The organism is Actinomyces sp. oral taxon 849 str. F0330, from assembly GCF_000239715.1.
GTDB lineage: Bacteria > Actinomycetota > Actinomycetes > Actinomycetales > Actinomycetaceae > Actinomyces > Actinomyces johnsonii.
The window spans coordinates 216,947-243,868 of the sequence record NZ_JH470350.1 but is presented as its reverse complement, the minus strand read 5'-3'; the positions used below and the strand labels follow the sequence as shown (position 1 = coordinate 243,868).

Sequence of the window (26,922 nt, the reverse complement as noted above, 5' to 3'; positions counted from 1 at the left end):
CCGGCATCGCCTCGGCTTCCCCGGGGGCGGACGGTGCCTCGCCGCGCCGCCCGTCATGACACAATGCGGTCCATGGCACAGGCACGACAAGCTCTCTCCTCACTGTCCGGCTTTCCCGAGTGGCTCCCCGCGGGCCGCATCGTCGAGCAGCACTTCGTCGACATCCTGCGCCGCACCTTCGAGCTCCACGGATTCAGCGGTATCGAGACCCGCGCCGTCGAGCCGCTGGTCGAGCTCACGAAGAAGGGCGAGACCTCCAAGGAGGTCTACCTCCTCAACCGCCTGCAGGCCGACCCCGGCGAGTCCGAGGCCGATACGGACCCGCGCAAGCAGCTGGGCCTTCACTTCGACCTGACCGTCCCTTTCGCCCGCTACGTCGTCGACAACGCCGGGCTGCTCGCCTTCCCCTTCAAGCGCTACCAGATTCAGAAGGTCTGGCGCGGAGAGCGTCCCCAGGAGGGGCGTTTCCGCGAGTTCATCCAGGCCGACATCGATATCGTCGGCGACGGCTCCCTGCCGCTCTACCACGACGTCGAGGTCCCCCTCATCATGCACGAGGCGCTCAGCGCCCTGCCGATCCCACCGGTCACCATCCACGTCTCCAACCGCAAGGTGGCCCAAGGCTTCTACCAGTCCATCGGCATCGGCTCCGACCTGCTCATCGAGGTCCTGCGCGTCGTCGACAAGCTCGACAAGATCGGGCCGGAGAAGGTGGCGGCCGAACTCACCCTGAGCGTTGGCGCGAGCGCGCAGCAGGCGGCACAGGCCCTTGGGCTCGCCGCCATCACCGGAACCGACGGACAGGACGTCTCCGACCAGGTTCTGCGAGCATTGGGCGGGGCCGAGCCCACCGGTCTCCTGGAGGAGGGCCTGACCGAGCTGACCGCCCTGCTGGAGGTCGCCGGTCGGCGCCGCCCCGGCGCCGTCATCGCCGACCTCAAGATCGCCCGCGGGCTGGACTACTACACCGGCACCGTCTACGAATCCTTCATGTCCGGCCACGAGGACCTCGGCTCGGTGTGCTCCGGCGGCCGCTACGACTCCCTGGCCACCAACGGCAAACGCACCTTCCCCGGCGTGGGCATCTCGATCGGCCTGTCGCGGCTCCTGGCCCGCGTCATCGGCGAGGGACTCGTGGAGGTCAGCCGCCCCGTGCCCACGGTGGTCCTCGTGGCAGTCACCGACGAGGCCCACCGCTCCGCCTCCGACGCGATAGCCGACACGCTGCGAGCCCGCGGCATCAGCGCCGACGTCGCCCCCAGCGCCGCCAAGTTCGGCAAGCAGATCAAGGCCGCCGACAAGCGCTCCATCCCCTTCGTGTGGTTCCCGGGGGCCGACGGCGGGCCCGACTCGGTCAAGGACATCCGCTCCGGCGAACAAGTCGAAGCCGACGCCGCCATCTGGCAGCCGCCGGGCGACGACGCCGCTCCACGGATCACGGCTCGCCTCAGCGGAGCCGACTCAGCCTCATGACCGGGAGCCGGGCCGAGTCCAGCAGCACCCAGAAGGTCCAGGAGACGACCAGAGCGCTGTCCGCGTTGCGAGACAGCCTGGCCGCCTTGTCCATGCCCTACGTCCTGCAGGGAACGGCAGCCGCCTCGGACAGGGCCACGCTCACCCGCGACCAGCTCGGCGACTACATCCTGCCGCGCCTGGCCAGCCTGGACGCGCCGCTGCTGGTCGTCGTCGGAGGCTCCACCGGAGCGGGCAAGTCGACCCTCGTCTCCTCGCTCGTGCGCCGGCACGTGGCCAGGGTATCTGCAATCCGCCCCACCACGCGCCGCCCCCTGCTGCTGCACGCGCCGACGGACGCCGCCTGGTTCGACACCGACCGGGTCCTGGGGTCCCTGTCGCGCCTGCGCGTGGACCCCGACGCCCCCGCGAGCCCGCCCACCGACCACACACCAAGGGAACTCGAGCTGCGCTCCTGCCAGGAGCTGCCCGAGGGACTGGCGATCGTGGACGCTCCCGACGTCGACTCCGTGGTCGAAGACAACCGGGACCTGGCCGCCACTCTCCTGGCGGGCGCAGACCTGTGGATCTTCGTCACCACGGCGGCGCGCTACGCCGACGCCATCCCCTGGGAGCACCTGCGTGCCGCGGCGCAGCGACACATCACGACCGCCATCGTCCTGGACCGGGTGCCGGCCGGTGCGGAGAGTGAGGTGGAGGCCGACCTGCGGCGCCGGCTCGCGGCCTCGGGGCTGGGGGAGGCCCCCGTCTTCGCCATCCCGGAAACGCCTCTGGACGACGACGGATTCCTGCCCGAGTCCTGCGTCTCCCCGGTGCGCCAATGGCTGGGAGCGTTGGCCTCCGACGCGGCGGCCCGCCAGGACATCGCCCACCGCAGCCTGACCGGCGCCATTGATGCCGTTCTGGCGCAGAGCGAACTGCTCGCCGTCGAGTTGGACTCCCAGGAGGCCGAGTACGCCGAGCTCCGCCGCGCCGCCACCTCCGAGCACGACGAAGCACTGGAGCGCGTCATCGAGGCCACCGAGGACGGCTCCATGCTGCACGGCGAGGTGCTGGCCCGCTGGCAGGAGTTCGTGGGAACCGGTGACCTCTTCCGGTCCTTGGAGGTCCAGGTCAGCCGGGTACGAGACCGCATCACCTCTCTTCTAAGGGGACGCCCGGCGCCGGCCAAGCGCGTCGAGCAGGCCATCGGCTCCTCCCTGGTCGAGCTCCTCGTCGCCGAGTCCCAACGGGCCTGCCTGGCCACGGAACGCTCCTGGCGACGCGCTGGCACATCCCAGCAGGCCCTCAACCGTGCTCTGGCGGAGGTGCCCACCCAGACCGGACTCGAGGTCATCGCCGCGGCTCTCGTCCACGACTGGCAACGAGAGGTGCTCACGCTCATCCGGACGGAGGGGGCCGACAAGCGGCTCACCGCCAGGCTGCTGTCCTTGGGGGTCAACGGCGCCGGCGTCGTCCTCATGATCCTCGTCTTCGCTCATACCGGCGGTCTGACCGGGGGAGAGGTGGGCATCGCAGGAGGTACCGCCATTCTGGCCCAACGCGTCCTGGAGGCCGTCTTCGGAGATCAGGCGATGCGCGGTATGACCAGGAGAGCCCGAGAGGACCTCACCAAGCGCGCCACCGCTTTGTTCGCCAACCAGGCGAAGTGCTTCACAGGCGCCCTTCCGGTACCGGCGCCCAGTGCGGATACGTTGCGAGAGCAGCTCCAGACCTGTCAGAAGGATGCGAGCGCCCTGCGCGCCACGGCCGTCCCCAGCCGTCGGCCCGCCAGGAGGAGGACTCGGTGACGACCGACCATGCCGACGCCCCCGGTCTTACTGCCATCCTCGAGGGGCTGGAGCAGGCCGTCGGCCTGGGCGAGCAGCTCGGCATGCATGCCGAGCTCGTCCGGGCCCGAGACGTCCTCGCACAGACCTCCCACCGCAGGCGCCTCGCGCCGGAGACCACAGTGGCGGCTCTTCTGGGCGCTACCGGATCGGGCAAGTCCAGCCTCACCAATGCCCTGACCGGTACCGAGGTGACCCGCACCGCTCGCATTCGCCCGACCACCACCCGGCCCATCGCCGTCGTGCCGGACACCGCCGCGGGGGCAACAGAGCTGCTGGACTGGCTCGCCATCGACCAGCGGGTGCGCGTCGATGGAAGCTGGGCGCCGGGCGAGGCCACCGTGCTGGTCGACCTGCCCGATATCGACTCCGACGAGCCCTCGCACCGAGCCATCGCGGAGCGCATGGCGGGTAAGGTCGACGTTCTGGTGTGGGTCCTCGATCCTGAGAAGTACGCCGATGGCGTCGTCCATCGCGACTTCCTCATCCCCATGGCTGCGCATGCCGAGGTCATGGTCGTCGCCCTCAACCAGGTGGACCGGCTCGATGCGGACAGCCGTGACGCCGTGGTGACGGATCTGAGACGGATCCTTGAACGCGAGGGGCTGGGAAGCGCTTCGGTCGTGCCCGTCAGCGCCCGCACCGGCGAGGGCGTTGAGACTCTGGCGCGCACCGTGGCCCAGGTGGCCTCCGATCGTCTGGCCAGTGCCCGTAGTCTTGCCGCCCATGCCCAGCGGGCCGCCAGGGAGCTGGCGGACCGGACGGGGCTGATGTACTCGGCCCTTCCAACTGTCGGCGAGAGGCCACCTGAAGGGGGCCGAACTCGACAAGATCGGCAGGATCAACAGTCCCTGACCGCTCTCAGACGGGCGGCTGCGAGTGTGGCCGGCGTCGACCTCGTCGCGCGGGCTGTGGAAGAATCCGACCGGCACCGGGCGCACACCCGGGTGGGCTGGTTCTGGCTGCGGTGGATCGAGCACCTGCGACGCGACCCGTTGCGGGCACTCCACCTTGGAATCGGGCACCCGTCCTCCCCGGCGTCCGAAGGCGCCGACGATCCTGACTCCGGTCAAGGGCGGGGTGTGCCGGACCTCGGCTCTCTTCCGCCTGCTGGCCCCGCGGCAACCGGAAACCTGCGCAACACCGCCCACGTCTACGCCCTGACGGCCTGTTCCGGGCTGCCGGGAGACCTGGCGGCGCAGGCCGTCCTCCGCAGCGACGAGCGCGCCGAGAACCTCGCCGCCCCCTTGGACCTGGCGGTGTCGGCGGTGGATTACGGAGCATGGAAGCGCCCGGCCTGGTGGGCCGTGGCCAACCTGCTGCAGTGGGTGACCGCACTGACCGCGCTGATCGGTGGGCTGTGGCTGGTGGTGATCCACGTACTGGAGGACTATCTCCTCCTCATCAGCATCGACGTCCCCCGCTGGGGAAGAGTTCCCTGGCCCACTATCCTCCTGCTCGGCAGCCTGCTGATCGGTCTGGCGCTGGCCGGTCTGGGCTCGTTCCTGGCCCGTGTCCAAGCCGGGCATCACGGCAAGCAGATCGCTCACCGCCTGCGCCGGGCTACCGATGAGGTCGTTGACACCGAGCTCGTCGAGCCGCTCAGGACCGAGACGTGCCGGTGGGCGCAGCTCGCGCAGATTCTGAACCGAATCACTTCGACCGACATCAGTTGACATCATTCTGCGTTATCAGATCCCGCATTCAATGCCATGATGGTGTCATAGTGACTAGACGGAATCGATTAATGATGTCAAAGTGGTGTCATGCATATGGATGCCTACATAGACACCTTGCGCCGGACTCTCATGGAGACCTCGTCCCTGGGCGATGAGCGCACCCAGGAGGTCGCTCGTTCTCTTACCGCCGCGTTCGACCCGGCTCTACGGCTCGTGGCCCTGCAGATGCTCACGGATATCGCCGACGAGCTCAACAGTGAGCTCGACGATGCGCACGTGGCCGTCGTCATGGACGGCTCGACGCCTCACCTCCTGGTGACTCAGGCCTCGACGTCCTCCGAGCCGGGTCCGGATTACCCGCAGACGTCGGATCGTCCAGCCGGAACTCCGGTACCCGAGGACGTGCAGGAGGGACCGGAGATTCGTACGACGCTGCGTCTGCCCGAGTCCCTCAAGCGGCAGGTCGATGCCGCGGCTCGAGCTCAGGGGCGCTCGGTCAACGCCTGGCTCGTGGAGGCGGCCCGGCGCTCGCTGGCAGCAGAGACGTCGCCATCGGACGTCCGAGCCGCTGGACACGAAACCTCCGGTACTGCGAACAACTGCGATGGCGCGGAAGGCCCCTTCGGTCGACCCGTCGATCCAGAAGGGCGGCGGGTCTCGGGCTGGACGCTCAGGGGGTGGTTCGGCTGAGCCGCACCGCCCGCGTCGCCACGTTATCGATCCGCCCCGAGTCCACTCACCCGTCTGCCGCCGCCTCCATCTCAGTGCGGCCCATTGACCCCAACCGAGCCTGAGGAGACCACCCATGCCGATCTGGACCTTCGATCTTCCCGAGAACACTCAGCCCGGACTCGTCCTGGACCTGTCTTCCCTGAGTGTGGTGACCGCTCCCGGAACGGGGCGCACGATCACCGTTGAGGCCGACGAGTTTCTCGAGCCCCTCCTGGACGTCACTGCCGACGGTGCGATCGTGACCATCCGGCAGATCGCGCTCGTGGGGCGCGATCGATTCGTGGGACTCTGGCCATGGGGCCCGAAAGGCTCTCGGTTACGGGTGACGGTGCCGGAAGGCGCGCGCCTCGACGCCCGGATCGACGCCGGCTCGATCAACGCCGAACACCCTTGGGACCAGGTGCAGGTGCACGCCTCAGCGGGATCGATCCGACTGGGTGACTGCAAGAGCGCCCAGGTCCACGCCGACGCCGGCTCCATCATCATCGGGTCCCTCCATGAAGGCAGCGTGCGGGCCCAGGCGGGCTCGGTGCGCATCCGGTCGACCACCGGCACAGTCTCGGCCCATACGGAGGCCGGCTCGGTCAAGGTCATCGAGGCGTATGAAGGATTCCTGGACCTGTCCAGTCAGCTGGGAACCGTGTCGGTGGGAGTCCCCCAGGGCACCGCGGTCCTGGCCGACTGCCGTTCTGAGTTCGGTCAGGCGACGACCGATCTGCCTCGCCAGGACCACCCCGATACCCTCGAGCGACGCCTCGAGCTGCGTGCTCGCGCCCAGATGGGGACCGTCCGGGTTCGTCGAGCCTGAAAGGTGTGAACGCTGATCCGGTCCCCGTCCAGCGCTCGAGCGGATCACCGAGGCCGACGGCGGAGCCGGCCGGTGCGCCGGGCCCACAGCCCCAAGCCCGCCGCCAGGACGATGGCGTTCGGAATGATGCCCACCACCGGGGAGACCAGCAGTCCCCAGCCCGGCGTGATCGGCAGTCCGCCCAAACTGACGGGGATCTGGCTGAGGTTCGCGATCGAGTGCGCGATGAGGCCCGGCCAAATACTGCCACTGAGGATCCGAAGCTCGGTGAACAAGGGGGCCCAGCAGATCGTGACGGGAACTGCGATGAGGGCGTAGGTGAGCGGAGGGACGTCTAAGACCGAGCGGAGGAGCGACTCGTCCAGGAACCACAGGTAGTAGGGCAGGTGCCACACGCCCCACACGACTCCGACGACGAGCCAGACTGCAGGGTCGGGCAGCCGCCGACGCAGGAGCGCGGGAGTGAGGTAGCCGCGCCAAGCCCCCTCCTCTGCGACGTTTTTGAGCACGGTCGGTAGGACGTTCACGGCGACGGCGCTCCCGAAGGCCCCCAGCCCGCCGAGGCTGAGCACCCCCGCCGCCCAGCCGACGGCGATGGCAGCGGCGAAGGACAGCGGGAAGACGCCGATCGCCACCCCGTAGGCCCGCAGCCTGCCCGGCAGCCACGAGACGGCGTAGGAGCGGCGCAGTGACGGGTCGCTCAGAGCCAGGACCGCACCTACCAGCAGCGGCGTCATGATCCATACGAGAGACCCCTGTTCCTGCAGGGAGTGGGCGGTGCCCAGGGCGTCGTCGACGAGGAGCCCGATCCAGCCGGAGCCGAGGGCGACGACACTGAAAACGACGAGACGGGTCAAGGAGCTCGCGGCGGGTGCGCCGCCGGATGGAGGTGCATCAGTCATACTCATATGATGCAATACGAGTATTGGACTACGCAACCATATGGCGTTGATACGTCTCCTCAGTGACCGTCCTCATCAGCGGTCTCAGTCCCCTCAGCTGTTCCCGACTGTGTATCGCCGACATCCGCGGCGATGGCGCACCGGGTTTGGGCGACCCACTCCAGCTGGGCCTTTGTGCCGTTGATCCCGCAGCGAAGGACTGCGGCCTTCATGGCGGTGTCGAGATCCACCACGTCGATGTCGATCGCCTCCAGTTCCTCCAGCTCCCGGCGGAACCTCTTCTCGGCCTCGGACAGGAGCGCATCGACTCTCTCGTGACCCAGTCGAGCGGCGAAGAAGATGCGTGCCAGCAGGGGATCTTTAACCGTATTGGGCTCGAGTGGGCTCAACAGCCAGGCATCGAGCTCGGCGCGTCCCGACTCCGTCAGGCTGTGCACCCGCCGATCCGGTCGGCCGCTCTGAGGGATGACTCGCGTCGATATTGCGCCGTCAGCCTCAAGGCGGTCGAGGGTGCGGTAGATCTGGGACTGGTCGGCGTACCAGAAGTAAACGACCGAGCTGTTGAAAGCTCGGTTGAGGTCATAGCCGCTCTGCGGTTGTCGGGACAGCAGCCCAAGGATGGCGTGTCTGAGTCTCATGTGCTCACAGTATGCGAAGACGATCCCGCAGCGCCGATCGCCTCGCGTGACCTGCTGCAATGATGGGTGGGGCGGCAACGTATGTTGCCGCCCCACCCATCGTGTCAGTGAGCCGCCGGGGACTCAGCGGTCGCCGCGCCCCCCACGGAAGCCGCCCCGGTTGCCGCCGAAGCGGTTCTGGTTGCGCTCGCCATAGCCTCGGCCGTTTCCACGGTCACTGCCTCGGTCACCCCGGTAGCCATCGCGGCCGTAGCCACGGCCGCCCCGGCGCTCGTCCCACCGGCGGTTGTCGCGGTGGTCCCCGCGGTCCGAGCGGTCGTAACCACCCCTGCCGCCGTGCCCGTCACGGTCCTTCCAGCCACGCTCACCGTCATCACGGCGCGGCCGGAAGCCGCGCTCGGAACGGTCTCTGCGCTCGCCGCGCTCACCACGGTCGTCCCAGTCGCGCCGCTTGGGACGACGCTCCCCACCGTTGGGACCGGACCAACCGTGGCCCGGCCCCTCATCCGGACGGATGCGCAGCTCACGGCCTGAGAACGTCGCCCTGCCCATGACGGACAGCTGCTCGGGGCTCAGATCGGCGTAGATGGTGACGAGTGAGAAGGACTGAAGGATGTCGATCTTGCCGATATCAGAGCCCTCGATGCCGCCCTCGTTGGCCAGGGCGCCGACGATTGCGCCGGGAAGGACCCGGTCTCGGTGGCCCACTTCGATGCGGTAGACGGTTCCTGGACCCTCGTGCTCGCGGCGCCCGGAACGCATGGCTGAACGACGCCCCTCGCCCCGGTCCCCACGATCACCGCGACGGTTCTTCTCGCGCCCGCCCTCGAAAGAGGCCGACAGGAAGGTTCCCTCGGAGTCGAGGTTCTCCTCGCGACGTGCGCGCTGGGGGCGGTCGCCGCCCCGGTCCTCGCGCCTGCGCGGTCCCTCGTCGCCCACGGCAAGGGCCAGAAGCGTGGCTGCCAGCTCCTCGACGTCGATGTCCAGCTCCCGGGCGGAGTCGCTGACCAGCGGCAGGTACATGTCCAGGCGACCGCGCTCGTGCCGGGCGGCGGCCCTGGACAGCAGCTTGCGTGCCCGGTGCTCGGAGACATCAGCGGGGGAGGGCAGGGTGATCTCCTCCAGCCGGCTGCCGGTGAGGCGCTCGATCTGGCGGAGCTTGCCCTTCTCCTTGGGAGTCAGGAAGGTGACGGCCTCGCCGTGGCGACCGGCGCGGCCCGTGCGGCCGATGCGGTGGACATAGGCCTCGGCCTCGCGGGGCACATCGAAGTTGACGACCAGGCCGATACGGTCCACGTCCAGCCCGCGGGCGGCGACGTCGGTGGCCACGAGCACGTCGAGAGTGCCAGCGCGAAGGCGCTCCACCAGACGCTCGCGCTCACGCTGAGGCACATCACCGGAAATTGCGGCGGCCTGGATGCCCCGACCCGCCAGCTCGATGGCGACGTCCTCGGCCGTGGACTTGGTGCGCACGAACACGATGGCAGCCTCGGCATCGGTGACGGCCAGGACCCGGGAGACGGCGCCGATCTTGTGGCGGAAGGGAACCACCGCGTAGGTCTGGTGGACGGTGGCGACGGTGGAGGCGGGCCTGGAGACCTCGACCTGGACGGGCTCGTGGAGGTGCTGGCGGGCCACGGCCTGGATGGCCGGAGGCATCGTGGCCGAGAACAGGGCGGTGCGCCGCTCGGTGGGAAGGGACTCCGCAATCGTCTCAACGTCCTCGGCGAAGCCCATGCGCAGCATCTCGTCGGCCTCGTCCAGGACGAAGTAGCGCACGTCGTCAAGCTGGAGTGCGCCCTTATCGATGAGGTCGATGACGCGTCCGGGGGTGCCGACGACAACCTGTGCCCCGCCCTTGAGCGCGCCGATCTGGGGACCGTAGGGGGCGCCGCCGTAGACGGCCACCACGTCCAGCCCACGGGAGCGGGAGGCCATGTCGGTGATGGCCTCGGCGCTCTGGAGGGCGAGCTCGCGGGTGGGAGCCAGTACGAGGGCCTGGACCACGCCGTCACGGGAGTCGACGGCGTCCAGGAGCGGCAGCCCGAAGGCTGCCGTCTTGCCGGTTCCGGTCTGGGCGACGCCGACTACGTCACGGCCGGCCAGCAGGACCGGAATCGCCTCCTTCTGAATGGCGGTGGGGGTTACGAAACCCATATCGGTGACAGCCTTGAGCAGGTCACCGGGAAGACCCAGGTCGGCGAAGGTGATCTCGTCGTCCTGCTGGTCGCCTACCACCTCGCGCTTGTCCTTGCCGCGCGGGGTCTTGGCGTTCTCGCCGTTGTCGCGCTGGCCGTCATCGGAATCAACGTCGGAGTCGATGAAGGGGGCATGGCCGTCGACCTCGTCCTCTTCGATATCGACGCCGTCGTCCTCCTCGGAGTCGTCGGCCTCGTCCTCGGGGTCCGCCTCGGGCAGGTTCCGGTCGACGTCGTCGGCCTCGTCCTCGTGATCGACGTCCTCGGGGTCTTCAGGGGAGTCGGAGGATGCAGGGGTGGCGAAGTCCTCCGGGGAGGATGCCGCGTCATCGGAGTGGTGAGGCGCGGCAACGGCGTCGCCGCCGGCTGTGTCGGCCGGTCGGCCGCCGGAGAGCTCGGCGGAGAAGAGCGCGTCAAGACTCAGGGGCCCGTTGCTCTGAGCGTCGTCGGAGGCGCCGGGCACAGTGCTGCTGGAGGAGGTAGTCATGAAGTTTTCCCATATCTGTCCCCTTGAAGTAACTGGGGACCGCGGCGGAGTGTGGGGGAGGACCCTTTGTCCTCCACTCTTTGCCGTACCTGGCCCACCACACTCGCCCAGCACCCGGAAATGGCCGGGTGACTCATGGGCTAACACGCACAGACTCACGGGAAGCACTTGCCGCACACCAGGTGCAGCAAGACCCGAACGGGGTCAACAGGGAACGGTTCGCTCCTGGGCCCAGGCTACGGGAGAATCGCGGCACCTTCCCCCTCCACGAGCTGGATCACAGGTGAGGTCGGTCTCGTGAGACTCTCAACGCCCCAGTAGGCCGAGGATCTGACGGCGCAGCTCGCGGAAATCATCGGCCGACTCATCGTGCTGGGGCACCTTGATGTCGGCGACGATATGCGCGGGCCGCTCGGATAAGACGATCACCCGACCGGCCAGACGCAGTGCCTCATCGACATCATGGGTGACCAGGACGGCTGTGAAGCGCTGGGAGTCCCATAGCCTGGCGATCTCATCCTGGAGCTGGAGGCGGGTCAGGGCGTCGAGCTTGCCCAGGGGCTCGTCCAGGAGGAAGAGCCGGGGCCGGTTGACCAATGCCCGCGCCAGCGAGGCCCGCTGGGCCATGCCCCCCGAGAGCGTGGCGGGGTAGGCCTCGGCGAAGTCCCGCAGTCCCACGATCTGCAGGGCCGCCTCCACCCGGCGCCGGTCCTGTTCCAGTCGGTGTCTCGCCTCGGGGCCCAGGGCGACATTGTCGCGCACCGTCCTCCAGGGCAGGAGTGTGGCGTCCTGGAAGGCCAGGGCGCGCAGCGGCGACGGCCCGGTCACGGCGTCGGAGTCGACTTCGACGACGCCCTCGACAGGTTCCTCTAGCCCGGCCAGCAGGCGCAGGATCGTCGACTTGCCGCAGCCGGAGGGACCCACCAGTGAGACGAACTCTCCGGGCGCCACCGTCAGATCGATGTCATCGAGCACGGGGAGCTGATTGGGCTTCGCGGCCTCAGCCTCGTGGCGCGCTCTGGCGGCGGGGGACAGGCGGCGAAGCAGGAAGTGGAGCCAGCCATGGTCCAGGTCGCGGGACAGGGGATAGCGGTGCGTGACGCCCTTGAGAGCCACCTGCGCGCCGCGGGGGACGGACGGGGCCGCGGCCTGTGGCGAGCCCTCGGCTGTTGCAAAACCGGCGGACATCGGTTCACCACCTCACAAGGTTCTGCTGCCATGCCAGCAGCGAGGAGCGGATCTTGAACAGGAGGACCATGAGGGTGCGGCAGAAGGCCACCAGAATGATGAGGCCCACATACATCCTGGGGTAGTCCGCCCAGCCCTTAACCCAGTTGATGTACCAGGCCAGCCCCTTGTCGACGCCGGTCAGCTCGGCGGTCATGAGCGCTGCGAGTGATGTGCCCAGGCCCGTGAACAAGCCGGTGAGCATGTCGGGCAGGGCCGATGGCACGGCCACCCGCCTGATGAGGAAGAACTCGTCGGCTCCCAGTGTGCGGGCCATGTCGATGTAGTCGCGGCGTACGGAGCGCACGCCTGCACGGGTCATGGTCGCCATGGGGAACCAGGCGCCGAAGCCGACGATGAAGGCCGCTGAAGCGTATGTCGTCGGAAGCAGTAGCAGCGCCAGAGGCAGGAGCGAGGCCGCGGGTACGGGCCCGACAGTCTGGAGGAGCGGGTGGAGCCAGTAGTCGGCGCGTTTCGACCAGCCCATGAGCAGTCCTGTGAGGAAGCCCAGCAGAGACCCCACGGTGTACCCGATGGCGAAGAGCAGCGCCGAGGCTCCCAGACAGCTGAGTAGCAGCCTCCAGTCGTGCGCGAAAGAGGCGATGAGCACCTCCGGTGCGGCGAAGTACGGAGGCGTGAGAATTCCGAGCTTCGAGGTTGACAGCTGCCAGACGATGAACCATGCGCCGGCGGCGGTGATCCAAGGCAGGAAATGCGTCAACGACTTCGCCGCAAAGGAGCCTGGCCTGATTCGTGAGGTCGCGGTCCACCCGATCAGAACGACGATCCATGCGCCGGTAAGGAGAATGACTGGAGTGGTCGATGCCCGGCGGAGCAGGTCGGCCTCCGGAACACCGATGACGATGGCCAAATAGGCCGGCCACAAGAACAGTGCTATGGCGCTCAGAAGAGAACCCGGGGCGGGGCGATCGTGTTTCGATACGCCGCGCTCAGGCTGAGAGGAGCTCTGTTCCCGCTGTTTCTCGTCGGAGATTTCGGTTGGTGCGCCGAGGGACGTTGCGGACATTATCAATCAGTCCTTGATACCGAGATCGGCGACGACGGCGTTGGTCAGACTCTGGGCGGAGACGTCGGCCTTGATGAATCCGGTCGTCTTGAACTTCTCAATACCGGGCTCGATTGCGGCACGGAACCTGGACGCCGAGGCCTTGAAACCGTATGTCTTGAGCACCCGCACGACGACGTCCTGATCCGCGGCGACGTAGTCGTTGTCGACCTCGAGCTTGGCGATCTCCTCGATGTGATCGGGCACGTAGGCCGAACCTTTCAACCACGCCTGCGTCAGCGCCTTGGCCCTTACAGGCTGTTTCTTCACGAAGTCTCCGTTGAGGGCTACGGAGCAGCAGAACTCCTCGGCGTCGTTGTTGGCCAGCTCTCGGGCTGTGCCATTGAAGACGGGGAGCAGCGGCGCGGGATCGGATCCCATGATGGCGTCCACCTGCCCGTCTGCCAGAGCGGTCCCCAAGGAATCCGCATCAACCGTGCGCCAGGTGATGTCGCCCCCGTCCGGGTCGACGTTGATACCGGCCTCGGACAGTCCGATCGCGAAGTAGGCGAAGGCGGACGAGGACAGTGATGGTACGCCGATCGTAGAGCCCTTGAGATCAGCCAGGCTCTGATAGGGGGAGTCGTTGTTCACCACCAGACGCAGGCAGCCGGCGTGAAGACCCGCAGTGAGCTTGGCGTTGAGCCCGTTGTAGATTGGTTCCAGCCAGGAGAAGAAGATTCCCGGTGCGCCGATGTATTTGCCGGCGCCCACGCCGTCCTTGGTGTCCTCGGTCTGCTGGGTGCGTGCGAGTGTGACCTTCAGCCCGGCATCATCGAAGAAGCCCTGGTGGTAGGCGGCGTACAGCGGTGCGGCGCAGATGTCGCCGCCGATGACCAGCGGCAGCGCTTCATGGGCGCCGACCACGCCTTGGTTGGTGCGCCGGATCGTCAGGTACGCGCCGGTGCCGACCACTGCAGCAGCCGCAAGACCTCCAACCGTCAGCAGCGCCCGCCGCGACGGCTTGCTGCGGCCAGATGAGTCTGCCTCGGAGATGCTGGGATCGTCATCGGCGGCGAGGATCTCCGCCGCGTTATCGGCAGTGACCTCGTTGTCCCCGGGAGACTCAGCACCCGACGGGGATGAGGCGGAGGAGGGAGAGGGAACGGTCTTCGACATGGTGTCTCCTACGGAGGGGATATAGAACCGAATAGGTGTGAAAGCAGCGTCGTTGAGAGACGAGACTCGGCCGCCGACGCGGCGATTACCTGCGGGAAAGACAAATAAGACGAAAAAGGGTGATGAATCCTCGCACGGTCTTCAGATCATCCGGTCACGGAACTCTGAGGGACGGTCGCGCATAACCCGTCAAGGGCCCGCGAGAATGAGAGACCGGAAGCGGGGCCCGACTGCGCATCGCGCCGCCAGCTCCGAAGTGGTTGCCCCTTACCGAGAAGTCACCGCGTTTCCCGGGCGGCACATTGGACGAACAATCAACAAGGCTGACAACAACAGCACATTCGCGTACCACACATGACCGCGAGCGCCTGTGCGCCGGGGGCGGTGGTGGTCGTCAGAGCGATGTGCGTCATGAGCGCCACCCTACGCCATATCAGCCGGAAGAATGCAAGTTCGTTTCTCCTCCCAGGCGGTCCGTCTCGATCGGTCTGTGCCTCGTGGGGGCGGGGCGGAGGGGGTCCGATATGGTCTCCGGTGTGAGCGGAACCCGCCCTGACGATGTTCTGGTGCAGCGGACCCGGTGGCGGGAGCTGGCCCCCACCCCTCTGGGCCCGGATGGGAGTCTGATTCGCTCGACTCCGGTATGGTGGCCGTCCCATCCCGACGATGACGCCCTGGCGGCCGCTGCGGCTCGCGGCACCCCCGTCCTGGGGGAGTCCCGTATCGTTGCAGGTGTCGAGATGCGCGAGGTGACCTTCCTGTGGTGCGACGACCAGCGGCATGGTCCCGTGCCCAGCGTTCTCATCCATCTCAACACGCTGACCGACAACCATCGCACTCACATCGCCCCGGCGCTCGCCGTCCGAGTTGCCGGGACCAGCTGGTGGGTGCACCACCTCCTCCTGCCTCAGGACGCTCTCCTGGGATACCGGATCGTTGTGACCCGCGAGCCGTTGCCCGACGACGCCGGGACCCGTCGGGAGAGCTGGAAGCATGTTCACGAGCAAGGGCGCCCAGATCCCTTCAATCCCGATCGCCTGCACGATGGTTTCGGCTTCGTCTCCTCCCTGTGGGAGGGACCGGGCGCCGCCACCCACCCGGAATGGTTGGCTGCGGCGTGCCCCGGGGACGACTCGGCGTTCAATGGCGGCGGGTACTCCGGCAGTACAGAGCTCAGTGGTGTTGCTGCGCTCGAGGGCTTCGACGCCCCCGGCGATTCTTCGCGACGCATCACCCTGTGGCTGCAGGAGCCCGTCGGCGGCGGACAACGCGGGGAAAAGGCCGAGAAGAAGCGCGGACTGCTGGTTCTGCTCGACGGAGAGATCTGGCGCCGCAACGACGTCGTCCGCCGTCTTGGCGCCAGGGCGGCGTCCTGGGACCTATTACTCATCGACTCCGGAGACCTGTCCATGCGCACCCGTGACCTGGCGGATCCGCGCCGCAGCAGAGAGCTGCTGAGCAGGTGCCTGCAGGCGGCTCGAGTCGGCCGGCGGCCGTGGAGCCCGCGGCGGGTGGTGGTGGCCGGTCAATCCCTGGGGGGCGTGGCCGCAGCGGATCTCGTCACGCACCGGCCCGATATCGCCAGTCGCGCTATTGTCCAGTCGGCGTCCTTCTGGTTGGGGTCAGGCCGCCGGGGCGAGGGGGAGGGGGAACTGCTTTCCTGGTTGCGCAGTAGGGCCGAGCTGAAGTCTGCTGAGCCGCTGGAGGCGCGACTGGTGATTCAATGCGGCGTCCACGAGGAGGTCCTGCGTCAGGGGGCGCGCACGGCCGCGGGTCTTCTCGCGGCCGAGGGGGTTCTGCTCGAGTATCGCGAGGAGCGCGGCGGTCACGACTACGCCTGGTGGCGGCACGGGCTGTCCTGGGGGCTCGACGCTCATGAGCAGGACCTTTCCTCAGGACGTGGATAGCGGCGCCGAGGTGACCGCAGTCTCACTCGTCTATAAAACAAGACAACGTCGCCAACGTTTGCCTGCCAGTCATTGCGCCACTGACCTCTGACGCGAGTCGGAGCGCTGCTGGCGCGCGTCCGTCGTCGTGCCCGACTGGCCTGCACCCGGATCAGATCAACACGCCTGAGCAGGAGGAGCCCTGGCCGATCGTCTCAGGGGCCGTTCAACGCGGAATACGCGTTGAACGGCCCCAGTCCTCTCCACAATAAAACCGTGACAGAAGTGAAACCTGGGCAACAGCATGATCACGTTACCCGATTTATCGTTACCAATGCAGGAGTTTTCGCAGTGATTCCGGAACTGATTGATCTCGCTCCGACCGATTGTCGGGTTACCGCCGTGTATACTTGATCCGGATTCGATGTCGCAGCCGATGTTTTCTGGAGATAGTGGATTCTTAGAGGGGAGTAGTCCGTCTATCATCGTTTGTGAAAGGCAGTCGTATCCGTTGACCGGTGCGTTCCTTTCCTCGTTGTCCTCGCCTACCGGCTGCGGATTGAACGAGTAAGTCCACCTCATCCCTGCTCACGAACGAGACCACTTGATGCACTACGCTCAGCGGCTGTTTGCGGCCCGCCCCTCTACCATGCACGGTGCTCGCGCGATTCTTGCCGTCCTGACGGCCTTCGGCATTATTCTGTCCACCGCTGGTGTGGCTGCCATGCCCCTTCTGAACGAGGGCAAGGCCGTCGAGGAATCCGGGAGCGGCGCGGCCTGCCGCCCTGCAGCCAGAATGGTCTACCCCGAGGGCCAGTCGGCGCCCGAGTACGTGGTGCCGGTCTATGAGACCGGGTTCGGTGTGGGGGTCGAGTCGATCCTGTCGGACTGGTGCGCCACCGCCGGCGAGGTCCTGGAGGATCCTTCCATCACGCTCAACGTCGTCGAGGGAAAGACTGTCACTCCCCACCTGTTGCCGGGGCTCAAGGCCGAGCTCGAGCGCCCAGCTCCCGCCAACGGCGAGCAGGACGTCTTCATTCCGACCAACTACCTTGTCAAAGGAATGCGAGAGGCCACGGGCGACACGAGCTGGGACGTCGGCACGCGGGTCTTCAGCCTCACCTTTACCAGCGGAACGGTGAGTGCGACGACGGGCCTGTTCTCCTTCGTCAAGCAGGATCCCGACATCATCAATCCTCCTTCTCCGGAGCCCACGCCAGACCCCACGACCGAGCCCAGTGCTGAGCCTTCAGCGGAGCCGACCACTGAGCCAACAACCGGGCCGACGACGGAACCGACCGCTCAGCCCACCACTGAGCCCACCACTGAGCCAACTGCCGCGCCGACCACCAAACCGACGACGGAACCAGTTCCGGACCCGACGCAGGCCCCGAGCCCGTCGCCGACAGCGACACCCTCTGCGCAGCCGACGGCGACACTCACGCCGGATCCCACACCGACTCCGACGAACGCAACCTGCAAGGCGGCGCCAACCGTCACCGTTCTCAACCCCGATGGCTCAAACCCCAAGGGGGCTGAGCCCACCTACGATCCTGAGATCGCTGTCAGGGCCTCGGGCACGGGCTGGTGCTCACAGGGAACCGTGCTCGACGGTGAGAAGTCGGTCGAGATCAAGATGATGGCCCACGGTGGATACGCGGTTCCGGGAACCGTCTCGGTGCCCGTCACCTTCCGCAACGGTTCCTTCAATACTCAGCTCAACCTGTCTGCGCTCTACGCCGCAGGGAAAGCCGAAAAGGGACGCTACTATCTTCAGATCTCATCCGCCGATACCGGGCTGACGGCCAGCACCAACGTCTTCGTCCTCAATACGCCGGTGACTCCGCAGCCGACCCCAACCCCTACAGCCGGTCCTACAGCCGAGCCCACGCCGTCTCCAACGCGGATGCCGACGGCAGAACCCTCGGCATCCACGTCTGCTTCGCCGTCCCCGACGCCGTCGACCAGCCCAGCGCCCGCCCCCTCACCGGCTCCTTCCAACGAGCCGACATCAGAACCGTCCCCCGCTCCGTCTGTCCAGCCCTCAACCGCTCCGTCGGATCAGCGCACGCAGTCACCGGACTCGGTGCAGACCTCGGGTCCCTCCGCAGCCACGCCACATGTGAACGTCACCGATGGCCGTGATGAGGAGGACCCCGGCAGCCAGTCGGACGCAGAAGGTATCGGTAGCGGTTCCGGTGGAGGCGTTTCTGCCAACAGCGGGTCCCAGACGGATTCCTCGGCCGGCGGTATCCCGGCCGGGCCCGGCGCCGACCAGGGGCGGACTCAGGACAGTGGGTGGGGCGGTGCCAGCGCTTCCTCCGGCTCGGACGACTCCGAGGCCCCGGCGCAGGCCTCAGCCGAAGCGACCGCCCCTGAGGACAGGACTGTCCGTCCTGACAGGGCCCCCGTACCTCCGGTGACCAGCGCTGCGCAGTTGAGCGCGGACAACGCCGGTTCCCTGTCCGGGTCCCGCCAGGGCAATATCGTCAACCTCGTCCTTCCCAAGGCCAAGGTCTCAGCGGGGGAGTGGGTCTCGGTATTCGTCTTCCCCGGAGCCACCACCAAGGGCTGGGTACAGGTCGACGGCGCCAACAGCGTCTCCATCGATATCTCGACATTCAAATCCGGATCCTACGAACTGGCGGTGGCCGATCGTGAGAACAGCCTTCTGGGGTGGGCCAAGCTGGAGATCACCTCGGCAGCCTTCGACACTCAGAACCCGGGCCAGGCCCAGCTTCTGACATTCCCGGACAAGGGTGCCCCCACCTCCATGAGCCTGAGTGCCAACGACATGCTCCTAGGAGGCGCCGGAGGACTGCTTGTCATCGGCGCCGGCAGCCTGCTGGTCGCCGCGCGTTCAGGACTGCCTCTTCGCGCTCCGCGAGCCCCCCGGCTACCGCGGATGCCGCGCAGACGCTGAGCAGGCGCTTCAGCAAGTTGTCAACGAAATCGTCAGGGGATCAGAACATGCAGCGGCACGAAGGAGGTGAGGGGCAGATGATCCGAATGCTCCGGCTCGTCCGGCCGGATCGGCGCACGCAGACCGATCGACGTCGGATCGACGACCGCCACCCGGCGGGCGCGCCACGCGTGCTCGCCGTCGTCTGCTCAGTCCTGCTCGCTTCCTTGGCGGCACTGATTCCCATGGGTCCCGTTGCCGAAGCGGACACCACGACAGGCCCCTCCACCAGGGGGACGGCCTCAACCGTCAGCCCATCGACAGTTGCCGTCGGGGGCACGATCATGTACACGATCTCGGGCTTCCCCAGCGGCGCAACGGTTCAGGTTCTCATCGATGACGGAACGCCGGGCGGCTCCCAGTCCCCGGAGAACGAGGTCGTCACCACCGTGACGGTCAAGGAGGACGGCACCGCCTCGGGATCCTTCGAGCTGCCCGATTACGTCGAGCAGGGCAACCACTGGCTGCGCTTCCGGGTCTCCGGAGCGCAAGGGGGCAACGCGGCGGACTACACCAACAAGAGTCCCTACTTCACTGTCTCGGGTGTCACAGTCATCGGAGGGGCCGCGCCTCCGACCGTTCCGGCGGCACCGACGCCGCCGCCCCACCAGGTGGCCGCAACGGGCGGATCGAAAGGTGCTAGCGCCTCGGGCATTCAGGCCGCCGGCCCAGGGGCGGAACCGGCCGGCTTTCCGATCATCGGCGCCTCCATCCTCGCGCTCAGCATGATCCTGGTCGTGCTCTCGGTGCTCGTAGCGGTCAACCGTCGCAGAATGGCTGCCTACCAGCGCCGTCGAGCCGTGGTCTGACGTAGGGCGAGTCACTGCGTGTGCGGCTGCTGCGGCGCCGCCTGACGCCCGAGTGCCGGGCTCCTTGTAAACTGCGGCCGGCGCCCACCCGTCTCGTGGTGCGCCCCGACGGGCACCGGTTCAGTGCCCCACACGGAAGGAACCCAGCACCGTGCTGCGAACCCGCACCGCAGGCTCCCTGCGCGCCTCAGACATCGGCCAGGTCGTCACCCTCACCGGATGGGTGGATCGACGCCGTGACCACGGCGGCGTGGCCTTCATCGACCTGCGGGACGCCTCGGGCATCGCCCAGGTCGTCATTCGCGAGGAGGTCGCCCACGACCTGCGCGCCGAGTACGTCCTGGCCGTCACCGGCGAGGTGAGCGCCCGGCCCGAGGGCAACGCCAACCCGAACCTGCCCACCGGCGATATCGAGGTCGTCGTCTCCGACGTCGAGATTCTCAACGCTTCTGCCCCGCTGCCCTTCCAAGTCTCTGATCACGCCGAGGACGCCGGGCAGGTCGGGGAGGAGGCGCGCTTGCGCCACCGCTACCTCGACCTGAGGCGCAGCCCCATGCAGCACGCCATCCGGCTGCGCGCCAAGGTCAACCAGGCCGCCCGCAGGGTCCTGGACTCCCACGACTTCGTCGAGATCGAGACCCCGACCCTGACCCGATCCACCCCGGAAGGAGCCCGCGACTTCCTCGTGCCCGCCCGCTTGGCACCGGGCTCCTGGTACGCCCTGCCGCAGAGCCCGCAGCTGTTCAAACAGCTCCTCATGGTTGCCGGCATGGAACGCTACTACCAGATCGCCCGCTGCTACCGGGATGAGGACTTCCGCGCCGACCGCCAGCCCGAGTTCACCCAGCTCGACGTGGAGATGAGCTTCGTCGAGCAGGACGACGTCATCGCCGTCGCCGAGGACGTGCTGCGCGAGGTGTGGGCCCTCATTGGCTACGACCTGCCCACGCCCATTGCCCGCATGACCTATCACGACGCCATGGAGAAGTACGGCTCGGACAAGCCCGACCTGCGCTTCGGCTGCGAGCTGGTGGACCTGACCGACTACTTCAAGGACACCACCTTCCGGGTCTTCCAGAACCCCTACGTGGGTGCCGTCGTCATGCCCGGTGGGGCCTCCCAATCGCGGCGCACCTTCGACGCCTGGCAGGAGTGGGCCAAGCAGCGCGGCGCCAGAGGCCTGGCCTACGTCACCGTCGCCGAGGACGGGGCCCTCGGCGGCCCCGTCGCCAAGAATATCACCGACGCCGAGCGGGCAGGCCTGGCCCAGGCCGCTGGAGCCGAGCCCGGTGACTGCATCTTCTTCGCCGCTGGCCCCGTGGACTCCTCGCGCGCCCTGCTGGGCGCCGCCCGTCTGGAAATCGGCAAGCGCTGCGGTTTCATCAACGATAATGAGTGGTCCTTCGTGTGGGTCGTGGACGCCCCCCTGTTCAAGCCCTCCGCCGAGGCCCGCGCCGACGGCGACGTGGCCCTGGGCAAGTCCGCCTGGACCGCTGTCCACCACGCCTTCACCTCGCCCAAACCGGAGTGCCTGGAGACCTTCGACACCGACCCGGGAGGCGCCCTGGCCTACGCCTACGACATCGTGTGCAACGGCAACGAGATCGGCGGCGGCTCTATCCGTATCCACCGCAGCGACGTCCAGGAGCGCGTCTTCAACGTCATGGGGATCGGCGAGCAGGAGGCCCAAGAGAAGTTCGGCTTCCTGCTGGACGCCTTCAAGTTCGGCGCCCCGCCGCACGGCGGCATCGCCTTCGGCTGGGACCGCATCGTCTCCCTACTGACCAGGGCCGACTCCATCCGCGACGTCATCGCCTTCCCCAAGTCCGGCGGCGGCTTCGACCCGCTGACCGAGGCTCCCGCCCCGATCACGCCCGAGCAGCGCAAGGAGGCCGGGGTCGACGCCGTCCCGGACGACGAGTCCGGCTCTGCGGTGCAGGGCAAAGAGGACGGGATGAAGCAGAGCTGAGTTCGGAGGTCGCGTCGTCAGGTTGAGACTTGCGGATGGGGTGCTGATCCCGGCGTCGCGGATGCTCCCGGGGGCCTCGGCCCCCGGGAAGCACCGAACTCGACGACTTTCGCCTCAGGCCCAAGAAGACTTGCCCTCATCGGAATCGATGAACTCAGCCGGGACCGACGTGAGCACGGAGTTCGTGCGCGCTCTTCGCCTACACTCGATGAGGTGACGATGCTTGCGCTGCACGAGTGGGGCGCTCCGGCGGATCCGCCGCTGCTCTTAGTCCACGGCCTGACTGAATCGGCTACCGCATGGCCTGACGCTGTGGCCCGCTGGTCCTCCCGGTATCACGTCCTCGCGATCGATCAGCGGGGGCACGGGGCATCCCCGCGGTGGGATGACGAGACCCTGGCCCGGGCGCCGCAGACCATGCAAGAGGACCTTGAGAAGACGTTGGCCCTGTTCTCGGAGCCGCCGGTCGTCGTGGCGCACAGCCTGGGAGGGCTCATGTCGCTGCGGGTGAGCGTCGCCTGGCCCGAGCTGGTTCGGGCACTGGTCCTGGAGGACGTCGCGCGTCCCACCGGGCACTGGGCCCCGGCCCCCTGGTTCGTAGAGCATCAGGAGCGGTTCCTGGACGCCTTCGCCGACGGCGGCACGGCCGAGCGGGAACGCATGAGGCGCGAGACCTCATGGAGCGAATCCGAGATCGAGGGCTGGGCCGCGTGCAAGAGGCGGGTCGACCGCCGTTACATCCGCGAAGGCACCTATCTCGGCGAGGCCGACCTCGTCAGCGCGATCAACCGGCTGAGGACGCCGACGCTCTACCTGGCACCCCGCCGCGGCGACATGGCTCCTGACCCCTCTGAAGTGACCAATCCGCTCGTGCGCCTGGTGCTGCTCGACGGCGTCGGCCACTGCGTGCGGCGGGACGCCCCAGAGGCCTACCACGGGCTGGTCGATCCCTTCATCGAGGAAGTCTTCGCCGGCACCGGCCGGTGACTCGCCCCTGGATCAGCACAGTGCCCGTGGCCTGGTCCAGGGTCGCCAGGAGATGCAGGGCTGGGTCCTTGTCGGTGCGGGCCCCGCGCACGGCGGGGCACGTGAGACCGCTGCAGACTTATAACCGGCCCAGGACGCAGGCGAAACCGCGATTGCCCGCGGCCCACTCCTCATCACTGGGACCGAGCGTGTTGATCGAGTAGCTGGTGGACAGGTCGAGTCCGTAGCGCTTGGCGTAGGTGCTGGTGCAGGTGACCTTGACCTGCGGGTCATCCGTTAGCGCCTCGGAGGCGCTGGAAGCGTTCGTGGTCGGGTCGAAGGTGCCACCGGCGAAGACAATCCAGTCGGCTTGGGAACAGTCGACCTGGCTCACGCTCGTGCCGCCCACGACTGAGGTGGCCCGGCTCAGACAGGTCCCCAGAGGCCAGGGCATGTCATCTGAGTAGGGGATGCCCTGAGCGTTGACCTGCGCGGGAGTAGGGGCGGGCGTCGCAGACGGCGAGGCCTTCTCGGGGCTGCGGGCATCTGGCCGAGCCGTGGCCGTGGCTTCGCCGCCGGCCCCCCGTTTCTCAAGGCTCTTGGCACTCGGGACGGTTGAGGCCGAGGCCCGCTGGGCGGTCCGGTTCGCCGAGGACGCCGACGGAACCAGGTTCGTACTCGCAAGGACGACGGCGGAAATGACGACGCCTGCTGTCACGCCGAGCGCCAGGAGCGCGAAGGCCCTGCCCGAGCGTCTTGCCTCGGAGGCCGGTACTGGGGCGGAGGCTGGAAGGGGCGTCCGCATCACTGCGGGAGGAACAGCGATCGCCGAGCGCGGGATATCGCCGACTCGGGCCAGCGCCTCGGCGAGCTCGTTGCCGTCGCGGTAGCGCTGCGCCGGGTCGGGGTGCAGCGCCCGGTCGAGGAGCGGGCGCAATGCCTCGGGGATACGCAGATCCGAGGTGTCCGCGGGCACGGACAGGCGGTTGATGATCTCCGGCAGACTCAGCGCCCCGCCGTCGGCAGTGCGACGAGGACCGCGTCCGGTGAGAAGCGTGAACAGAACAGCCCCCAACGACCATACGTCGCCGCTGGGTGAGGGCTCGGCCAGGGTGAAGGCCTCCGGTGGAGCGAAGTCCGGTGTCATCGTCTCCAGGGTGACGGAGGACTCGATGCCCTCGCGTTGGATGGCGGCAAGGCCGAAGTCGCTCAGGCGCGGGCTTCCGTAGGCGTCGATGAGGATGTTGCCGGGTTTGATGTCGCGGTGGAGGACCCCGGCTCGGTGAGCGGCCCCCAGGGCGGAAGAGACGGCCGAGACGATGCTGACGGCCTCGGCGGCGCTGAGTTCGCCGCTCTCCAGGACCTGGGCCAAGGAGCCTCCGTCGCAGCGTTCCATGACCAGGTAGGGACGCCCGTCTGGTAGGACTCCGGAGTCGATCAGCGAGACCACGTGCGGGTGCCCGCTGATGCGGCTGGCGGCCGCCATCTCCCGCATGAAGCGTCGACGGTTGCGTTCGTCGTGCAACGGCCGGGAGTCGATCTTGACGGCCACCGGACGTTGCAGCGAGATCTGCTCCCCGGCGTAGACGGTGGCGAAGCCTCCCTGCCCCAGCGGTTCTCCCAGACGGACACCGGGAACAGGCGGCGCGACGTGCGCAAAGGCGTCGGGAATGGGGAAGGGGCTACTCATGGGCTCATGATCGTTGCGAGGGTGCACCGGCGCAAACCTGTTCAGACCTGATCCTCATTTTCTCCGCCGCTCATCGCCGTCTGCCAGTATTCGTCCCGTTTTCGCTGCGGCACCGTGAAACCCGCGGTGGCCTTCTGCCGAAGAGCTTCCTCCGGCAGAAGGCCACCACAGCAGTACACCGCAAGCGGCGCGCGTACAGGGGCTACCGACTGAATCGATTAGGCGGCGTGCGTGCAGGTCGGGCAGGAGCAGTCCTCGCAGGTGCACGAGGAGCAGGAGTCCGAGCAGTGCTCACACGAGCAGGTATTGTGGTTGCAGGTCGGGCAGGAGCAGTCCTCGCACTCGCACACGGCGCAGGAGTCCGAGCAATGCTCGCACGAGCAGACGTCGCACTCGTCGTAATGGCCGTTGTCCTCGTGGTGAGCGTGGCCGTTGTGGATGTAGTCCACGTGGTCGCCATGGATGACGGCGAGGTGGCCGCAATTCGGGCCGTGAGTGTGGCGGTGGGCCTCGGCGGGGCGGTGCTCAGTGGTGGCAGTCATGATCGTGCTCCTTCGTATGCTCAAGGGTGTCGATGAAGATCGATGCGACATGGTCGTCGATGAGGGAATAGCTCTGCCGCCTGCCGTCGCGGACCGACTCGACCAGGTGGGCGTCGCGCAGTACCCGCAAGTGATGAGAGACCAGGGGCTGGGACACGCCGAGGAACGCCACTAACTCGGTGACGTCGGCCGGTGAGCTGATGAGGCGATAGACGATGCTCGCCCTCATGGGGTGAGCGAGAGCCTTGAACAGCTGCACCACGGCGGAGTCATCCCCGAGAGGAGCCTCCGGCGGCGTCGCGACCTTTCGCATGTAGGAGATTTTATATCAATCTGTCTTGATGTCAATGCTCGGAAGAGCGCGTCGTGCTGCCGGATCCGGAAAGAATGCGCTGGTCAGGTGCTGTGACAGCCCAGCCGTCCCAGAACTGGCAAACCGGCTTGGACGCCGCGTCCCAGTCGTTGAGAGCACGTACCGCAGCCGATCGACGGTGGCTTTCACTCATCTTTTGACGGGAATGTCGGTGAGGCGGAAGGGGTTGTTGGGGCGGGTGGGGCGTTTGGAGGGTTCGAGGTCAAGGGTGACGGTGTCCTGCCCGGTGTCGGGCCACACTACTGTCAGGGTGGTGGCGTCGCCGTCACCGAGCTTGTTGTCGGCAGTGATCTCGCTCAGGGGGTGGTGGGCCCCTTTGGCGGTGGTGTAGTCGACCGGGTATTAGCGCGTCTGAGCGGTCAGCAGGCTCAGCCCCGTGATCGCGCCCAGCAGCTTGGTGTCCTCCTCACCACGGGCGCTTCCGGCCAGCTGGGTCGGTTGCAGCCAGTCCGCCGGGCCGACGTTGGTGCCTCCGGGACCGCCGGTAGCCTTGACCTCACCGACGAGGTACTTCCCACGGCGGGACACCTCCTTGAGCACGAAGGTCAGCTTGTCCTCCCCGCTGCCTCGTTTGACCGTGACTCCCTCACTGCCCTTCGCGACCGGCCCCTCGGCCTTAGGAAGATCGCCACCGCCCTTGCCAGACGGGTCCTTGCCCGCATCGGACTTGGTTGAGGTGGACTCTGTGGGCACCAGGGTAATCTCCACGCGGCGGTTGAGCTGACGGTTCTCATCGGAGTCGTTGGGCACCCGCGGCTCGCTTTCACCCTTGCCCGAGACACTCACACTGTAGGCCGACATGCTGGTCAGCTGCCCCAGCCGGTCGGCCACGGCCTGGGCCCTGCGGTTGGACAGATCCTGGTTGTGAGCGTCGTCGGCGACGTCGTCGGTGTGGCCCACGATCGTGACCTGTCCACCGGGGTAGGTGGACAGCTGGTCGGCCGCTTTCTTCAGCGCAGTGTCGGCCTGGGCGCTCAGGTCGGCTGAGTCTGAGTCGAACAGGACGTCGGAGGCCAGGGTGATGGTCACCGACTTGCCCGTCACCCGGGTGTCGGAGGCTCCGTCCACTGAGGCGGTGAAAGTCTCCAGCGCCACCGGGTCCGGGCTGCTCTCGGTGTCGTAGGTGTTCTCCAGCGCCTTCTTGGCCTCCTCGGACAGCTTGCCGTCGCGTACCACCGGCACGCCCTCGAACAGGCCCGACTCGGGCACCAGCACGTTGATGGTGCTGGCGTCGACCGGCTTGAACAGGGCGTGCAACGTAGCATCATCGGGCTCCTTGTCCGTCAGGCTCGTGCTTTGGGAGGAGGCTTTGAAGGTCTCCTGGACGGTGCCGGCATCAAGGTCCACCAATCGCACACCATCAGCACCACTAAAACGATCATTGCGGTCCCAGGCCAGGTGCACGTCGAACTTCTTGCCATCAGACGACAGGCCGCCGGAGCCGGCCTTGTCCAGGTGGACGGCCAGGGGGACCACCATGACATCGTTGGAGACCACGGCCGGTCCCACCGTGACCTTCAAGGTCGCCCCCACGGTCGACACCGTCCGGGTCACACCCTGACCCGAA

The 26,922-nt window shown here is 67.4% G+C and carries 20 protein-coding genes; 10 read left to right on the top strand and 10 right to left on the bottom strand.

The window, feature by feature from the left end; all coding sequences use genetic code 11:
* The first annotated feature begins 63 nt into the window (after nt 1-63).
* From hisS to HMPREF0975_RS04935, 5 genes are all read left to right on the top strand, one after another.
* Nucleotides 64-1,473, top strand: a complete 1,410-nt coding sequence (gene hisS / locus HMPREF0975_RS04955) for a histidine--tRNA ligase (protein ID WP_049939449.1) — start codon at nt 64-66, stop codon at nt 1,471-1,473.
* Nucleotides 1,470-3,263 carry a dynamin family protein gene (locus tag HMPREF0975_RS04950; protein WP_009233046.1) on the top strand — a complete coding sequence of 598 codons (1,794 nt, stop codon included), beginning with the start codon at nt 1,470-1,472 and terminating at the stop codon, nt 3,261-3,263. Before hisS ends, HMPREF0975_RS04950 begins: the two co-directional genes overlap by 4 nt.
* Nucleotides 3,260-4,978, top strand: coding sequence for a GTPase family protein (locus HMPREF0975_RS04945; RefSeq protein ID WP_009233045.1), 1,719 nt, complete (start codon nt 3,260-3,262; stop codon nt 4,976-4,978). The genes HMPREF0975_RS04950 and HMPREF0975_RS04945 overlap by 4 nt, the downstream gene beginning before the upstream one ends.
* 90 nt (nt 4,979-5,068) lie before the next feature.
* A complete protein-coding gene (locus tag HMPREF0975_RS04940; RefSeq protein WP_009233044.1) occupies nt 5,069-5,671 on the top strand; it encodes a CopG family transcriptional regulator in 603 nt (200 codons plus the stop codon).
* 115 nt (nt 5,672-5,786) lie between these two features.
* Entirely contained in the window at nt 5,787-6,521 is a 735-nt protein-coding gene (locus tag HMPREF0975_RS04935) for a DUF4097 family beta strand repeat-containing protein (protein ID WP_009233043.1), read from the top strand.
* Nucleotides 6,522-6,565: 44 nt separating this feature from the next.
* On the opposite strand, the gene HMPREF0975_RS04930 is transcribed toward HMPREF0975_RS04935, so the two are convergent.
* The 6 genes from HMPREF0975_RS04930 to HMPREF0975_RS04905 form a co-directional block, all read right to left on the bottom strand.
* On the bottom strand, nt 6,566-7,423 hold the full coding sequence (locus tag HMPREF0975_RS04930) for a CPBP family glutamic-type intramembrane protease (RefSeq protein WP_156808184.1): 858 nt from the start codon (nt 7,421-7,423) through the stop codon (nt 6,566-6,568).
* A gap of 59 nt (nt 7,424-7,482) precedes the next feature.
* Nucleotides 7,483-8,061, bottom strand: coding sequence for a PadR family transcriptional regulator (locus tag HMPREF0975_RS04925; protein WP_009233041.1), 579 nt, complete (start codon nt 8,059-8,061; stop codon nt 7,483-7,485).
* Between the two features lie 123 nt (nt 8,062-8,184).
* Nucleotides 8,185-10,746, bottom strand: a complete 2,562-nt coding sequence (locus tag HMPREF0975_RS04920; protein WP_009233040.1) for a DEAD/DEAH box helicase — start codon at nt 10,744-10,746, stop codon at nt 8,185-8,187.
* A 306-nt stretch (nt 10,747-11,052) separates the two neighbouring features.
* Nucleotides 11,053-11,934: an ABC transporter ATP-binding protein gene (locus HMPREF0975_RS04915; RefSeq protein ID WP_009233039.1), complete on the bottom strand. Its 882-nt coding sequence runs from the start codon at nt 11,932-11,934 to the stop codon at nt 11,053-11,055.
* Between the two features lie 4 nt (nt 11,935-11,938).
* Nucleotides 11,939-13,000 (bottom strand): ABC transporter permease, encoded by a 1,062-nt coding sequence (locus HMPREF0975_RS04910; protein ID WP_009233038.1) that lies wholly within the window; start codon nt 12,998-13,000, stop codon nt 11,939-11,941.
* A 6-nt stretch (nt 13,001-13,006) separates the two neighbouring features.
* Complete coding sequence (locus HMPREF0975_RS04905) at nt 13,007-14,158, bottom strand: ABC transporter substrate-binding protein (RefSeq protein WP_009233037.1); 1,152 nt, start codon at nt 14,156-14,158, stop codon at nt 13,007-13,009.
* A 536-nt stretch (nt 14,159-14,694) separates the two neighbouring features.
* Here HMPREF0975_RS04905 and HMPREF0975_RS04900 point away from each other — a divergent pair.
* The 5 genes from HMPREF0975_RS04900 (at nt 14,695) to HMPREF0975_RS04880 (ending at nt 22,771) form a co-directional block, all read left to right on the top strand.
* Nucleotides 14,695-16,065: an enterochelin esterase domain-containing protein gene (locus HMPREF0975_RS04900; protein WP_232212464.1), complete on the top strand. Its 1,371-nt coding sequence runs from the start codon at nt 14,695-14,697 to the stop codon at nt 16,063-16,065.
* Between the two features lie 586 nt (nt 16,066-16,651).
* A complete protein-coding gene (locus HMPREF0975_RS04895; protein WP_009233035.1) occupies nt 16,652-18,967 on the top strand; it encodes a hypothetical protein in 2,316 nt (771 codons plus the stop codon).
* Between the two features lie 77 nt (nt 18,968-19,044).
* Complete coding sequence (locus HMPREF0975_RS04890) at nt 19,045-19,815, top strand: hypothetical protein (RefSeq protein WP_009233034.1); 771 nt, start codon at nt 19,045-19,047, stop codon at nt 19,813-19,815.
* 151 nt (nt 19,816-19,966) lie between these two features.
* Nucleotides 19,967-21,784 (top strand): aspartate--tRNA ligase, encoded by a 1,818-nt coding sequence (gene aspS, locus HMPREF0975_RS04885; protein ID WP_009233033.1) that lies wholly within the window; start codon nt 19,967-19,969, stop codon nt 21,782-21,784.
* A 219-nt stretch (nt 21,785-22,003) separates the two neighbouring features.
* The gene (locus HMPREF0975_RS04880; protein WP_009233032.1) at nt 22,004-22,771 is read left to right on the top strand and encodes an alpha/beta fold hydrolase; all 768 of its coding nucleotides are present in this window, start codon (nt 22,004-22,006) and stop codon (nt 22,769-22,771) included.
* A gap of 118 nt (nt 22,772-22,889) precedes the next feature.
* Here the strand turns inward: HMPREF0975_RS04880 and HMPREF0975_RS04875 are convergent, their stop codons facing one another.
* The 4 genes from HMPREF0975_RS04875 to HMPREF0975_RS04865 form a co-directional block, all read right to left on the bottom strand.
* A complete protein-coding gene (locus tag HMPREF0975_RS04875; protein WP_009233031.1) occupies nt 22,890-24,440 on the bottom strand; it encodes a serine/threonine-protein kinase in 1,551 nt (516 codons plus the stop codon).
* Nucleotides 24,441-24,658: 218 nt separating this feature from the next.
* The gene (locus tag HMPREF0975_RS14690; protein ID WP_009233030.1) at nt 24,659-24,982 is read right to left on the bottom strand and encodes a hypothetical protein; all 324 of its coding nucleotides are present in this window, start codon (nt 24,980-24,982) and stop codon (nt 24,659-24,661) included.
* Nucleotides 24,966-25,295, bottom strand: a complete 330-nt coding sequence (locus HMPREF0975_RS04870) for an ArsR/SmtB family transcription factor (protein WP_009233029.1) — start codon at nt 25,293-25,295, stop codon at nt 24,966-24,968. The genes HMPREF0975_RS14690 and HMPREF0975_RS04870 overlap by 17 nt, the downstream gene beginning before the upstream one ends.
* 402 nt (nt 25,296-25,697) lie before the next feature.
* Nucleotides 25,698-26,888 (bottom strand): OmpA family protein, encoded by a 1,191-nt coding sequence (locus HMPREF0975_RS04865; protein WP_198009142.1) that lies wholly within the window; start codon nt 26,886-26,888, stop codon nt 25,698-25,700.
* Nucleotides 26,889-26,922: the final 34 nt, after the last annotated feature.

Bases quoted from the DNA above. Each gene is read 5' to 3' on its own strand.
- hisS (WP_049939449.1), top strand. From the start codon at position 64: ATGCGGTCCATGGCACAGGCACGACAAGCTCTCTCCTCACTGTCCGGC.
- HMPREF0975_RS04950 (WP_009233046.1), top strand. From the start codon at position 1,470: ATGACCGGGAGCCGGGCCGAGTCCAGCAGCACCCAGAAGGTCCAGGAG.
- HMPREF0975_RS04940 (WP_009233044.1), top strand. From the start codon at position 5,069: ATGCATATGGATGCCTACATAGACACCTTGCGCCGGACTCTCATGGAG.
- HMPREF0975_RS04935 (WP_009233043.1), top strand. From the start codon at position 5,787: ATGCCGATCTGGACCTTCGATCTTCCCGAGAACACTCAGCCCGGACTC.
- HMPREF0975_RS04930 (WP_156808184.1), bottom strand. From the start codon at position 7,423: ATGACTGATGCACCTCCATCCGGCGGCGCACCCGCCGCGAGCTCCTTG.
- HMPREF0975_RS04925 (WP_009233041.1), bottom strand. From the start codon at position 8,061: ATGAGACTCAGACACGCCATCCTTGGGCTGCTGTCCCGACAACCGCAG.
- HMPREF0975_RS04920 (WP_009233040.1), bottom strand. From the start codon at position 10,746: ATGACTACCTCCTCCAGCAGCACTGTGCCCGGCGCCTCCGACGACGCT.
- HMPREF0975_RS04915 (WP_009233039.1), bottom strand. From the start codon at position 11,934: ATGTCCGCCGGTTTTGCAACAGCCGAGGGCTCGCCACAGGCCGCGGCC.
- HMPREF0975_RS04910 (WP_009233038.1), bottom strand. From the start codon at position 13,000: ATGTCCGCAACGTCCCTCGGCGCACCAACCGAAATCTCCGACGAGAAA.
- HMPREF0975_RS04905 (WP_009233037.1), bottom strand. From the start codon at position 14,158: ATGTCGAAGACCGTTCCCTCTCCCTCCTCCGCCTCATCCCCGTCGGGT.
- HMPREF0975_RS04895 (WP_009233035.1), top strand. From the start codon at position 16,652: ATGCACTACGCTCAGCGGCTGTTTGCGGCCCGCCCCTCTACCATGCAC.
- HMPREF0975_RS04890 (WP_009233034.1), top strand. From the start codon at position 19,045: ATGATCCGAATGCTCCGGCTCGTCCGGCCGGATCGGCGCACGCAGACC.
- HMPREF0975_RS04880 (WP_009233032.1), top strand. From the start codon at position 22,004: ATGCTTGCGCTGCACGAGTGGGGCGCTCCGGCGGATCCGCCGCTGCTC.
- HMPREF0975_RS04875 (WP_009233031.1), bottom strand. From the start codon at position 24,440: ATGAGTAGCCCCTTCCCCATTCCCGACGCCTTTGCGCACGTCGCGCCG.
- HMPREF0975_RS14690 (WP_009233030.1), bottom strand. From the start codon at position 24,982: ATGACTGCCACCACTGAGCACCGCCCCGCCGAGGCCCACCGCCACACT.
- HMPREF0975_RS04870 (WP_009233029.1), bottom strand. From the start codon at position 25,295: ATGCGAAAGGTCGCGACGCCGCCGGAGGCTCCTCTCGGGGATGACTCC.